Raw genomic sequence first — 12,836 nt, 5'->3', positions numbered from 1 at the left:
CATGACAAAAATAGCACCATCTATTTTATCAGCAGATTTTGCGAAGTTAGGGGAAGAAATTAAAGACGTGGAACGCGGCGGAGCGGATTATATTCATGTTGATGTCATGGATGGGCATTTCGTTCCTAATATTACAATCGGTCCTTTAATAGCAGATGCTATTCAACCTATTACCAAGCTTCCTTTAGATGTTCATTTAATGATAGAAAATCCGGATGCCTATATTCCGCTGTTTGCCAAAAGTGCTTCCATCATTACGGTTCATCAGGAAGCATGTGTCCATTTACACCGGACATTGCAGTTGATTCGTTCCTATGATGTCAAGCCGGGGGTTGTCATTAATCCGGGGACGCCGGCAGAGATGATTAAACCGATTTTGCCAGAAGTGGATCTTGTTTTATTAATGACAGTTAACCCGGGCTTCGGGGGGCAGGCATTTATCAAAGAGGTAATTCCTAAAGTGGCCCAAATAGCAGCATGGCGGGATGAAATGGGATTAGACTTTGAAATAGAAATTGATGGCGGCGTCAACGAAGAAACAGCTTCCATTTGTACAGCAAATGGCGCGGATGTATTAGTCGCCGGAAGTGCTATTTTTAATCAGGAAAATCGAAAAGAGGCAATGGATGAAATCCGTGCGGGTGCAGAAAAAGAATGAAACGTGCCGGAATTGTCGGGAATGGTCCGAGATGGTATCTGCCTCATCTTTTAAGCTATCAGGAAGATGTTGATTTCTGGATTGGTGCCGACCGCGGGGCATTTTATTTAGCGGAGCAAGGGCTGCCTGTTGATATAGCACTCGGAGATTTTGATTCCGTCTCTGCCGATGAATATACAGTGATTGAAAAACATGCCGTTCATTTTGATCAGCATCCATCGATGAAGAATCAGACGGATTTAGAAATCGCGGTGGATGCTGCGCTGGCAAATGGCGCGGATCAATTGTTTTTCTTCGGTGTGACAGGAGGCAGGACGGACCATACGTTGATGAATATACAATTGCTTTACCCGTTATTACAGCAAGGAAAGCGTGCTGTTATGATAGATAATGGCAATTATATAGAATTAGTGGCTCCGGGCAGTTATACTGTTGACTCGGAAGGTTATTCCTATATTTCTTTTTTGCCGTTTACGCCCGAAGTGACCGGCTTAACATTGACGGGTTTCCTATACCCTCTGGAGAACCAAACGATACTATGGGGATCTTCTTTATGCATATCTAATGAGCTTAGTCAAAAAAAAGGTACTTTTTCGTTTCATAAAGGCATATTAATACTAGTAAAGAGTTTTGATGCAGTTTAACTAGGAGCAAATAGGATGGTTAAACAGGGAGGGCCTTTATAAATGAAATTCTATACGATTAAGCTTCCTAAGTTTGTAGGTGGATTTGTGAAAGTGGTTATTGGTGTATTTAAAAAAGATAAGTAATAGTAAACGAGCTTTTGCCTCTTTTGGATGGTGAAAGCTCGTTTTTAGGATGTCTTTGATGCTGCATGGTATCGTTAGTTAATGTATATTGAAACAAAAAAACACCACGGAGGACCATGGTGTTTTTAAGGCATATGCACATATTTTCGTATATTATACACGTTCTACTTTGCCTGATTTTAATGCACGAGCAGATACATATACTTTTTTCGGTTTTCCATCTACCATAATACGTACTTTTTGTACATTTGCTTTAAAATTACGTTTGTTGGAATTCATAGCGTGAGAGCGGTGGTTACCACTACGAGTCTTGCGTCCAGTTACAACACATTTTTTAGCCATGTTATTCCCTCCTTACTTTCCAAATTCAGTGTACTACTAAATTAATTTATCATATGTTAACGGATTTTGCAATTGAATCTTTGTATTTTGGACAACTTCTTAAAGAAGAACTGCTTGACAGATACGTGAAAATCATACATTGTAATAGTGAAGTTTTTTCTTTTATTTGAAATCCCCTGGAAATACAGGCTTCTCCATCATCGCCTGTTCACTTTTAAAATGACAGGGCGTATAGTATAATTTGAACCATATATAGGGAAAAAACGGATGAATGGAATATGTTCGACGTTTTATCACGGAGAACCGCTCGTAAAACGCTCAAATGAAGTTTCGTTTTATAATTCGTAATAAAGGAGCTGTAGTTATGTCTATTGAGTTGCATACGAACGATGGACTCGTTACGATAACAACAGATGTTATTGCTACAATAGCCGGCGGCACAGCCGTAGAGTGCTATGGCATTGTTGGGATGGCTTCTAAAAGCCAAATTAAAGATAATATTGCTGAAATACTGCGAAAAGAAAATTATGCTAAAGGAATTGTGGTCCGTCAGGAAGATGGCAAATTACATATTGACTTGTATATTATTGTAAGTTATGGTACAAAAATTTCAGAAGTGGCACATAATGTACAATCGCAAGTAAAATATACACTTAGCCAGTCCCTGGGCTTAGAAATTGATTCGGTAAATATATATATCCAGGGGGTCCGTGTAGCAAAGGACTAGAGCAGAAGGAGGAAAAGGCGTGGGACTTGAAAAAATAGATGCAGCGTTACTATCTCAAATGGTGCGGATAGGAGCTTACCATCTCTCAAATAATGCACAAAAAATTGACGCATTAAATGTTTTCCCGGTTCCGGACGGAGATACCGGCACAAATATGAATTTAACCATCACTTCCGGAGCAAATGAAGTGAAAAAGATGGAAACAGATAAAGTGTATGAAGTAACCAATGCTTTTTCAAAAGGATTATTAATGGGCGCCAGAGGAAATTCGGGTGTGATATTATCGCAAATTTTCCGCGGCTTTGCGAAAGCTTGTGAAGGGAAGAAGGAACTTAGTGTGAAAGATTTCGCACAGAGCTTTGAAGGTTCCGTTCAAGCAGCTTATAAAGCAGTAATGAAGCCGGTGGAAGGCACCATTCTTACAGTAGCAAAAGATGCAGGAAACAAAGCCATGGAAATTGCGGACAATGACTTGGATATCATTGCTTTTATGGAAGAAATATTAAAAGAAGCAAAAGCATCATTGAAGCGCACCCCTGATTTACTGCCTGTACTTAAAGAAGTTGGTGTCGTGGATTCGGGCGGACAAGGCTTAGTGACAATTTATGAAGGCTTCCTGGCTGCGTTAAAAGGGGAAGAACTGCCCGGCGAATCAGATGCTTCTACGAAAATGGATGAGATGATAAATGCAGAGCATCATAAAGTGACGCAGGATTTCATGGATACGGAAGATATTGTATACGGATACTGTACAGAGTTTATGGTGAAATTAGAAGACGAAAAATTAAAAGAGCATCCTTTTGATGAAATGGCGTTCCGTAATGAATTAAGCGAGTGGGGCGATTCCCTTCTTGTGGTTGCCGATGATGATATTGTGAAGGTGCATGTCCATGCTGAAGCGCCGGGAACATGCTTGAATTTAGGACAGCAATATGGCAGTTTGATTAACTTGAAAATTGAAAATATGCGGGAACAGCATACGGCGATTGTTGGGGAAAAAGACGATAAAAAAGAAGTGCCGAAAGAAAAATCCGCTTATGGAATGGTTACCGTGGCTATGGGAAATGGATTAAAGGAATTATTTGAAAACCTTGGTGTCGCTGTAGTCATTGAAGGTGGACAAACCATGAATCCAAGTACGCAGGATATAACGGACGCGATACAAAAAGCAAATGCAGAAAAGATTATTGTGCTTCCTAACAATAAAAATATTCAAATGGCTGCGGAACAAGCTGCGGAATTGGCTGGCGATCATGTTCGGGTTGTTCCGACCAAAACAATCCCTCAAGGCATCAGTTCAGTGCTGGCATTCCATCCGGAGGCTTCGTTAGATGAAAATAAAGCGGCTATGGAAGAAGCAGGGAAGCAGGTCCGGAGCGGACAAATCACGTATGCCATCAGAGATACGCAAATTGATGGTATTGATATTGCCAAAGGGCATTTTATGGGGATAGATGAAGGAAAAATTGTAACCACACATAAGGAAAAACAGAAAGCGGCAGAAGCGCTTATTGACCAAATGATTTCGGATGATGCAGAGATATTGACTATTCTTTCAGGAGAAGATGTGTCCGAAGAAGAAGTTGGAGCGCTGGCATCTTATGTGGAAGAGAAATATGATGAAATCGAAGTGGAAGTGCATCAAGGAGAACAGCCGATTTATTCATATATTTTCTCTGTTGAATAAAGAAAATATATAACCTTCTATGAATCTGCAGGATAACAACCGTAATAAAGTTTCTGAAGCATATAAAGCTCAGCCTGATAATATAAATCAGCCTGAGCTTTGTTTTTTGTTTTCGTATCTGTTTATAAACTGGATTTTTGTTATAATGGTGTCAGTGGCATTAAATACATGTAGGACGGTGTTGTCTCATGAAATATAATTCCGTATTTGATATTATTGGCCCGGTAATGGTAGGTCCATCCAGTTCGCATACAGCTGGTGCTGCCCGTATTGGAAAAGCAGCCCGTAATCTGTTTGGAAAACAGCCGACATGGGCGAGAATACACCTTTATGAATCTTTTGCCAAAACGTATCGTGGGCATGGAACAGACTTTGCGCTTGCTGGCGGTCTATTAGGCATGGAAACAGATGATTCGCAAATAAATAAGGCATTAGAATTGGCAAAAGAAAAAGGTCTGGATATTGAATTTATAGAGGATAGTGCAGCAGTCAATCATCCTAATACGGTCCGTATCCTTATTGGAGACGGAACAGAACAGCAGGAGCTGATGGGTATATCTGTCGGCGGCGGAAAAGTGGAGATTACAGAATTGAACGGTTTTGAACTCCGATTATCCGGGAATCATCCGGCTATCTTAATTATGCACAATGATCGTTACGGTGCAATTGCATCTGTAACAAAAATTTTAGCGAAATACGAAGTGAATATCGGCCATATGGAAGTGAACCGGAAAGATGTGGGTAAAGAGGCGCTGATGGTAATTGAGGTAGATCAGAATGTGGATGATCATATCCTGCAAGAACTCGAAGATGCTGATCATATCATTTCTATTTCGAAGATTGTAAGTTAAAAAGGGGGATTTTGATGTTTAGAACGGTTGCAGAGTTAGTAGAGAAAGCAAAAACAGAAAACATTCCCATTTCAGAAGTCATGATACGTCAGGAAATGGACGTGAAAGAAAAAACAAGAGAAGAAGTTTTTGCAGAAATGGAGAAAAACCTCGACGTGATGGAAAAAGCGGTGGAGGATGCTCTGAAAGGAGTCCAATCAGTAACAGGACTTACTGGCGGAGACGCGGTGAAAGTACAGAAGTATATGAAAGAAAAAACGCCATTATCTGGTAATCTTATGATGGACGCTGTCAGTAAAGCAATGGGAACCAATGAGGTCAATGCAGCGATGGGCATTATTTGTGCGACACCGACTGCCGGAAGTGCCGGATGTGTGCCGGGAACGTTGTTTGCAGTAAAAGAACAGCTGAACCCGACCAGAGACGGCATGATTCGTTATTTATTTACCTCAGGAGCGTTTGGCTTTGTAGTGGCCAATAATGCCTTTATTTCCGGTGCAGCAGGCGGGTGCCAAGCGGAAGTTGGTTCAGCAGGCGCCATGGCTTCAGCGGCGATTGTGGAAATGGCAGGAGGTACGCCGGAACAATCAGCGCACGCTTTTGCAATGACTTTAAAAAATATGCTTGGTCTGGTCTGTGACCCGGTAGCAGGTTTGGTGGAAGTTCCATGCGTGAAACGAAATGCAGGAGGTTCGTCTCTTGCGATTGTATCTGCTGACATGGCGCTGGCAGGAGTGGAAAGCCGTATTCCTTGTGATGAAGTAATCGGTGCGATGTACCGCATCGGAAAACAGATGCCGTCTTCGTTGCGTGAAACGGGTGAAGGCGGATTGGCTGATACACCAACAGGACGATTATTAAAGGAAAAAATCTTTGGGGTATCCGTTTAGGCAGGTATTTAAGAAAAACAGGTGCATCTGTTCATGCGCCTTGAGCAGATATTGCCGTTTTTCTGATTGAAAAGGATGTTGGAAATGAACGAATCGATATTAGAAGTGAAAGGTGTCGGCGAAAAAGTAGCAGAACAACTTGCTTCCATGCATATTTATGAAATAGAAGACATATTGGAATATTTCCCGTATCGATACGATATTTATGAGGATAAACCTTTGCAAGAACTGGTACATGATGAAAAAGTGACGATTAAAGGGAAGGTGGTTTACGATCCTTCTCTTACTTTTTTTAGGAAAAACAAATCAAGGTTAAGTTTTACCGTAGAAGTGGAAGGTGTTGCTGTCAAAGCAATTATGTTTAACCGGGCGTTTGCTAAAAAACAAATTGAGCAGGGACAGGATATTACGTTGACAGGAAAATGGGATGCACGCCGTCTGCAAATCACAGTCAGTCAATATAAAATCGGGAAAATGGAAGAAAATGACACGATTACCCCTGTTTATTCGCTGAAGGGCGATTTGACTTCTTATAAATTCCAAAAGATTTTAAAGCAAGTGCTTGATGCACATGAAAAAGGTATAACAGAAATACTTCCTGCTTCCTATCTGGAAAATTATAAGCTGCCAAGTCGGCAAGAAGCAGTTAGAACGATGCATTTTCCCCAGAGCAGGGTTGCTTTAAAGCATGCACGGCGAAGATTTATATATGAAGAATTTCTATTGTTTCAGTTAAAGATGCAGTTGATGCGTAAAATAAACCGGGAGTCTACCAAAGGCAATACCCAGAACTATCAGATGGATAAAGTCAATAATTTTATCACCTCCCTGCCTTTTACGTTAACAGAGGCGCAGCAACAGGTATTGAATGAAATTTTAAAGGATATGAAACTTGCTTACCGGATGAACCGGCTGCTTCAAGGAGATGTTGGTTCAGGAAAAACAGCGGTTGCGGCAATCTGTTTATATGCCGCTGTTACAGCAGGCAAACAAGGGGCTTTAATGGTACCCACGGAGATTTTAGCGGAACAGCATTTCCAATCTCTTCAATCTCTGTTGGAAGGGCGAGCCAACGTTGCCTTGCTGACCGGTTCTGTAAAAGGAAAGAAACGCAGAGAACGGACACAGCAAATTGAAAATCAGGAAATAGATATTGTCATTGGAACGCATGCCCTCATTCAGGAAGATGTCCTGTTTCATGATTTAGGACTGGCGATTGTGGATGAACAACACCGCTTTGGCGTTGCACAGCGCCGGACATTGCGGGATAAAGGATTAGATCCCGATGTCTTATTTATGACAGCAACACCGATTCCCCGGACATTGGCGATTACAACATTTGGCGATATGGATGTATCGATTATTAATCAGCTTCCTTCCGGGAGAAAAGAGATTGAGACATTATGGGTGAAAGAAAATATGCTGGAACGGATTCTTGATTTTATTCATGAGCGGGTTAAACAAGGAGAACAGGCATATATCATCAGTCCGCTTATTGAGGAATCGGATAAATTGGACATCCAGAATGCAATTGATTTATATCATCAGCTGACGTCCTACTATGAAAAAAAAATAGAAATCGGTTTAATGCATGGACGTTTGTCCTCGGCGGAAAAGGATGAAGTGATGCGTGATTTTGCCGATAATAAAATAAATGTATTAGTCTCTACAACCGTTGTAGAAGTAGGTGTTAATGTTCCTAATGCCACCGTAATGGTGATTTATGATGCGGAACGTTTTGGTCTGTCGCAGCTGCACCAGCTCAGAGGGCGTGTCGGCAGAGGAGCAAAGCAAAGTTATTGTATTCTCATCGCAGAACCTAAAGGAGAAGTCGGAAAAGAACGTATGCGGATTATGTCGGAAACAAGTGACGGATTTGAATTATCCGAACAAGACTTGCAGTTACGCGGTCCGGGCGATTTCTTCGGCAGGAAACAAAGCGGTATGCCGGAATTTAAAGTAGCTGATATGGTCCATGATTACAGAGCGCTGGAAACAGCTAGACAAGACGCACATTATATTGTCGAAAATAATTTATTACAAACGGAAGACTATAAGGTCTTAAAAGAAATCCTGGCTGAAGAAGAAGGGCTATCGGCAAAACTGGATTAATTCGGAAAACTTGATGGAAGTTGAATGCATCAGCAGTCGGTTGTATTACGATGATTCAATAGATTGCTTGCATAAAAAAGTCTGCTATTATATATTACTATTAGTACCAAGTCATAGAACGAACATTTCTTCCGAGAGAGTATGGAAGCAGTTTTCCTGCGATTACTTGCTCTGCCGGAAACCGTTACGTCGTAATCAACAGAATCAGCATCACTCTAAAATATGAAATGAAAGTTTGATGATAGAAATGAAACGCTCAAAAGCAGAACGACAATCATTATTAAGAGAAAAAATAGAAGACTCTCCATTCGTAACGGACGAACAGCTGGCGAAAGATTTTGAAGTCAGCATTCAAACTATTCGATTAGACCGGATGGAGCTGTCTATCCCTGAACTTCGTGAACGGATAAAACATGTTGCTACCAAGCAATGGAATGAAACGGTCAAGGCTTTGCCGGTGGAAGAAGTAATCGGGGATATTATTGATTTGGAATTAGATGAACGGGCTATATCTATGCTCGATATCACCTCGGAGTTTGTGTTTTCCAGAAATAAGATTGCCAGAGGACATCATCTGTTTGCTCAGGCAAATTCATTAGCTGTAGCTGTTATTAATGATGAACTTGCTTTAACAGCAAAGTCCACCCTGCGCTTTAAGAGACAGGTGAAAGAAGGAGAAAGAGTGATTGCCAAGGCGGTTATAAAAGGGAAAGATAACCGTGGCCATACCATTGTGGAAGTGAACAGCTTTGTGAATAACGAGCTTGTGCTTACAGGTGAATTTTTCATGTTTCATTCCAGTGAAAGCAAAGGAGAATAAACGAATGCGATTAGCGATAGATGCAATGGGAGGCGACCATGCACCAAAGGAAATTGTTTCTGGTGCGATGGAAGCTGTCAAAGATAATAAAGATTTACAAATTACACTTTATGGTGATGAAAACCAGATTAAACCGGTTTTAACGGATCACCAGCAGATTAAAGTCATACATACAGAGGAAAAAATCACTTCAGAGGATGAACCGGTAAAAGCAGTACGGCGCAAAAAAAATGCTTCCCTTGTATTAATGGCCAAAGCTGTCAAAGACGGAGAAGCAGATGCGTGTATCTCTGCAGGGAATACCGGTGCATTAATGAGTGCAGGTTTGTTTGTCGTGGGCAGGATCCCTGGTATTGACCGTCCGGCTTTAAGTCCTACCTTCCCGACAGTGGACGGGCAAGGTTTCTTAATGCTGGATGTCGGTGCGAATGTGGATGCCAAGCCGGAGCATTTGCTGCAGTATGCCATTATGGGTTCTATCTACGTAGAGAGAGTAAGAAACATCAAAATCCCCCGGATCGGTTTATTAAATGTAGGCACCGAAGAGGGAAAAGGAAATGACCTGACGAAAAGGGCTTTTGAACTCTTAGAAGATGCCCCGATTCATTTTGTGGGGAATGTTGAAGCGAGAGATATATTAAATGGTGTCGCAGATGTTGTTGTAACTGATGGTTTTAGCGGAAATATAGCATTAAAGACAATGGAAGGCGTTGCAGAAACGATTTTTTCCCAGTTAAAAGATGCGTTTATGTCTTCCGCAAAATCAAAAATTGCTGCTGCACTCGTTAAGAATGATTTGAAAGGCTTAAAAGGCCGATTAGATTATTCGGAATATGGGGGCGCAGGTTTGTTCGGCCTCCGTGCACCGGTTATTAAAGCCCATGGATCCTCAAAAAGCCGAGCGATAACCAATGCGGTGAAACAAGCTGTTTATATGGTAGACAACAATGTAACAGCTACAATTCAAAACACCATTGAAACTATGGGCGAAGAGGAGGAAAAATAAATGAAACGTATTGCATTTATGTTCCCTGGCCAGGGGTCACAGACAGTTGGTATGGGGAAGGATTTATATGATGTTTATCCGCAAGTACAAGCATTATACAGAGAAGCAAATGAAGTGTTAGAGATGGATTTGCAGACGCTTATGTTTGAAGGTCCGGAAGAGACATTGACGGAAACAGAAAATACGCAGCCGGCATTATTATTATCCAGTGTTGCGGTTACTCAGCTGTTAGAAGAAAATGGCATTCGCCCTTCGATGGTTGTCGGGCACAGTCTGGGAGAATACAGCGCACTGGTTGCGGCTGGCGCAATGAATTGGCAGGACGCTATCGGGCTCGTTAAGGTAAGAGGCCATTTAATGGAACAAGCTTTTCCCGAGGGACAAGGAACCATGGCGGCTGTTTTAGGTCTTGACCAAGATAAAGTGCAGGAAGCTTTGGATCAAGTGACGGATGAAATTGTAGATATGGCTAATTTAAATTCTCCAGGACAGATTGTTATCTCCGGTTCCGTTGCGGGTATAGAACAAGCAACGGCCTTTCTAAAAGAAGCCGGGGCAAAACGTGTGCTTCCATTAAACGTGAGCGGGCCGTTCCATTCCCGGTTAATGAAACAAGCGAATGAAGACTTTGCAGCATACTTAAATGAAGTAGCTCTGGAAAATCCAGAAACGCCTGTTTATGCAAATGTTTCAGCAGAGGCAGTAACGGAAAAAGAAACAGTTAAAGAATTATTAGTCCAACAATTACATTCGCCGGTTCGTTTTGAAGAATCGATTGAAAAGATGTTGGAAGAAGGTGTAGATGCATTTGTAGAAGTAGGTACTGGGAAAGTTTTATGCGGTTTGTTGAAAAAAATAGACCGGAAAGCAAAAACGTTTGCTGTGCAGGATCAGGAATCACTCGAAGCGTTTATTCGCTGGTATAAGGAGGAAGAGTAATGTTACAAGGGCAAACAGCAGTCGTAACAGGAGCTTCCAGAGGAATCGGCAGAGAGATTGCTTTGGAACTTGCTAAAAATGGAGCAAATGTAGTAGTAAATTATTCAGGAAGTGAAGCAAAAGCAGAAGAGGTTGTTACAGAGGTCGAGGAACTTGGTGTCAAAGCAGTAAAGATACAAGCAAATGTCGCTGATGAGGAATCTGTGAAACAATTGATGAAACAAACTGTGAAAGAATTCGGCTCCATTGATATTCTGGTAAATAATGCAGGTATTACAAAAGATAACTTGTTAATGCGGATGAAAGAAGAAGAATTTGATGAAGTTATTCAAACGAATTTGAAAGGTACATTCTTATGTACAAAAGCAGTGACTCGTCAAATGATGAAACAAAAATCAGGGCGTATTATTAATGTTGCCTCCATTGTCGGCGTGAGCGGGAATCCGGGACAAGCCAACTATGTTGCAGCAAAAGCGGGCGTAATCGGTTTAACGAAAACAACAGCGAAAGAACTCGCTTCCCGAAACATCTTGGTAAACGCAGTTGCTCCCGGTTTTATTTCTACAGATATGACCGACGAATTAAGTGAAGAGCAGCAAGAATCTTTATTACAATTGGTACCGTTAGAGCGCTTTGGCAAACCGGAAGATGTTTCACGCGTAATCCGCTTTTTAGCCAGTGAAGATGCTAATTACATCACAGGTCAGACCATTCATATTGACGGTGGAATGGTGATGTAATACAATTACAGAACAAAAGCGAAAAGCGGAAAGCGCCCGTTTAAAAACGTAGAGATTGCGCCTGCGGTTTTTGGAGGTGGTTCGACTTTAGTCGAACTTCCTTTATGCTTGAGATAAAGGAAACATGCCCCTTTAGGGGTATGCCGACGTTAGGCTTTAGCCTGGTATTAGTCGGCCTTCCTTCACCTTAAACCGATGTTGACTTTCACCCGCTGGGCACGACGGACACGACGTCCTAGTATCGACGTTGGTCACAGGACGTGACCGTTCTTAGTCGATGAAAGTGCGACTTTAGCTCTGTCTACGCCTGTCGGCTTGCCAATCGCTAAGTCTTCTTTTCACCCGCGGGGCATAAGTGCGACTTTAGCTCTGTCTGCGCCTGTCGGCTTGCCAATCGCTAAGTCTTCTTTTCACCCGCAGGGCATAAGTGCGACTTTAACTCTGTCTACGCCTATCGGCTTGCCAATCGCTAAGTCTTCTTTTCACCCGCAGGGCATAAGTGCGACTTTAGCTCTGTCTGCGCCTGTCGGCTTGCCAATCGCTAAGTCTTCTTTATCGTAGGGCACGACGTGAAATCTCTAAAGTTTGGCGCTTTCGTGGACATGGCTTTTTCTGTATAAGAATAAATTTATGAAAAAAGAGATGAAAACTTTGAAAGGGGGTGAACGGAGAAATGGCAGACGTGTTTGAACAAGTAAAGTCCATTATTGCTGATCGTCTTGATGTAGACGAAGAAAAAGTTGTTTTAGAAGCTTCATTTAAAGATGACCTTGAAGCAGATTCATTAGACGTTGTTGAACTTGTTATGGAATTGGAAGACGAGTTTGATATTGAAATCGCTGATGAAGATGCGGAAAAGATTAATACAGTGGGTGATGCTGTAGATTACATAAACAGCAAAGCTTAATGAATAAAAAAACAGGAAGGGAAAGTTTCTTTTGGAGACTTTCCCTTCATTATTGGTGTTTTACTCTAAAAAACATAAATAATTCTTTTTCATATATGGTAAAATACCAGTGTGAAGTTTATTTCAGGCAATCAATAAACAGCAAAAAATGAGGCAGCAATGAAATAATTATGTTATTTATAGGAGAGTGAAGGAGGTTCGTAACTGTTTCTGAATAACTATAAAAAACTATAAAAAGATATTAAAAATTTGTGGTTTTGACCGATATAATGATGAAAGAGGGTATTTACCTATCGAGTTCAAACCGCTGTCTTACCGTGTCAGCCGAGAAGGATTGCACTGGTTCGTCAGCATAACGGTTGAGATACCCGATTCACCGGATTATTC

14 protein-coding genes are annotated in these 12,836 nt (G+C 41.5%); 13 read left to right on the top strand and 1 reads right to left on the bottom strand.

Annotated features, from left to right (window positions below; genetic code table 11):
* Position 1: 1 nt before the first annotated feature.
* From rpe to spoVM, 3 genes are read left to right on the top strand one after another with little or no spacing between them, the layout of a single operon-like run.
* Positions 2–658 carry a ribulose-phosphate 3-epimerase gene (gene rpe, locus ACFQ19_RS14340; protein WP_379593211.1) on the top strand — a complete coding sequence of 219 codons (657 nt, stop codon included), beginning with the start codon at positions 2–4 and terminating at the stop codon, positions 656–658.
* Positions 655–1,302, top strand: coding sequence for a thiamine diphosphokinase (locus ACFQ19_RS14335; RefSeq protein ID WP_379593209.1), 648 nt, complete (start codon positions 655–657; stop codon positions 1,300–1,302). Before rpe ends, ACFQ19_RS14335 begins: the two co-directional genes overlap by 4 nt.
* A 42-nt stretch (positions 1,303–1,344) precedes the next feature.
* Complete coding sequence (gene spoVM, locus ACFQ19_RS14330; RefSeq protein WP_040980030.1) at positions 1,345–1,428, top strand: stage V sporulation protein SpoVM; 84 nt, start codon at positions 1,345–1,347, stop codon at positions 1,426–1,428.
* Between the two features lie 153 nt (positions 1,429–1,581).
* Here the strand turns inward: spoVM and rpmB are convergent, their stop codons facing one another.
* Complete coding sequence (gene rpmB / locus ACFQ19_RS14325; protein ID WP_080874796.1) at positions 1,582–1,770, bottom strand: 50S ribosomal protein L28; 189 nt, start codon at positions 1,768–1,770, stop codon at positions 1,582–1,584.
* Positions 1,771–2,134: 364 nt separating this feature from the next.
* On the opposite strand from rpmB, the gene ACFQ19_RS14320 reads away from it, so the two are divergent.
* The 10 genes from ACFQ19_RS14320 to acpP all read left to right on the top strand — a co-directional run bounded on the left by ACFQ19_RS14320 (position 2,135) and on the right by acpP (position 12,449).
* Complete coding sequence (locus ACFQ19_RS14320; protein WP_379593207.1) at positions 2,135–2,497, top strand: Asp23/Gls24 family envelope stress response protein; 363 nt, start codon at positions 2,135–2,137, stop codon at positions 2,495–2,497.
* Positions 2,498–2,516: 19 nt separating this feature from the next.
* A complete protein-coding gene (locus ACFQ19_RS14315; protein ID WP_379593205.1) occupies positions 2,517–4,184 on the top strand; it encodes a DAK2 domain-containing protein in 1,668 nt (555 codons plus the stop codon).
* A 188-nt stretch (positions 4,185–4,372) separates the two neighbouring features.
* Complete coding sequence (gene sdaAB, locus ACFQ19_RS14310; RefSeq protein ID WP_379593203.1) at positions 4,373–5,035, top strand: L-serine ammonia-lyase, iron-sulfur-dependent subunit beta; 663 nt, start codon at positions 4,373–4,375, stop codon at positions 5,033–5,035.
* 14 nt (positions 5,036–5,049) lie between these two features.
* On the top strand, positions 5,050–5,925 hold the full coding sequence (sdaAA, locus tag ACFQ19_RS14305) for an L-serine ammonia-lyase, iron-sulfur-dependent, subunit alpha (protein ID WP_379593201.1): 876 nt from the start codon (positions 5,050–5,052) through the stop codon (positions 5,923–5,925).
* Between the two features lie 84 nt (positions 5,926–6,009).
* The gene (recG, locus tag ACFQ19_RS14300) at positions 6,010–8,037 is read left to right on the top strand and encodes an ATP-dependent DNA helicase RecG (protein WP_379593199.1); all 2,028 of its coding nucleotides are present in this window, start codon (positions 6,010–6,012) and stop codon (positions 8,035–8,037) included.
* A 247-nt stretch (positions 8,038–8,284) separates the two neighbouring features.
* Positions 8,285–8,857, top strand: coding sequence for a transcription factor FapR (gene fapR, locus ACFQ19_RS14295; protein ID WP_379593197.1), 573 nt, complete (start codon positions 8,285–8,287; stop codon positions 8,855–8,857).
* Between the two features lie 4 nt (positions 8,858–8,861).
* Positions 8,862–9,863 (top strand): phosphate acyltransferase PlsX, encoded by a 1,002-nt coding sequence (gene plsX, locus ACFQ19_RS14290; RefSeq protein WP_379593195.1) that lies wholly within the window; start codon positions 8,862–8,864, stop codon positions 9,861–9,863.
* Entirely contained in the window at positions 9,864–10,802 is a 939-nt protein-coding gene (gene fabD, locus ACFQ19_RS14285) for an ACP S-malonyltransferase (RefSeq protein ID WP_379593193.1), read from the top strand.
* A complete protein-coding gene (gene fabG, locus ACFQ19_RS14280; protein WP_379593191.1) occupies positions 10,802–11,542 on the top strand; it encodes a 3-oxoacyl-[acyl-carrier-protein] reductase in 741 nt (246 codons plus the stop codon). Before fabD ends, fabG begins: the two co-directional genes overlap by 1 nt.
* Before the next feature lie 673 nt (positions 11,543–12,215).
* Positions 12,216–12,449, top strand: coding sequence for an acyl carrier protein (acpP, locus tag ACFQ19_RS14275; protein WP_040980049.1), 234 nt, complete (start codon positions 12,216–12,218; stop codon positions 12,447–12,449).
* Positions 12,450–12,836: the final 387 nt, after the last annotated feature.

The sequence above is a fragment of the Oceanobacillus locisalsi genome, assembly GCF_042675985.1.
Lineage (GTDB): Bacteria > Bacillota > Bacilli > Bacillales > Amphibacillaceae > Oceanobacillus > Oceanobacillus locisalsi.
This window is presented reverse-complemented; position numbering and strand designations above follow the sequence as displayed.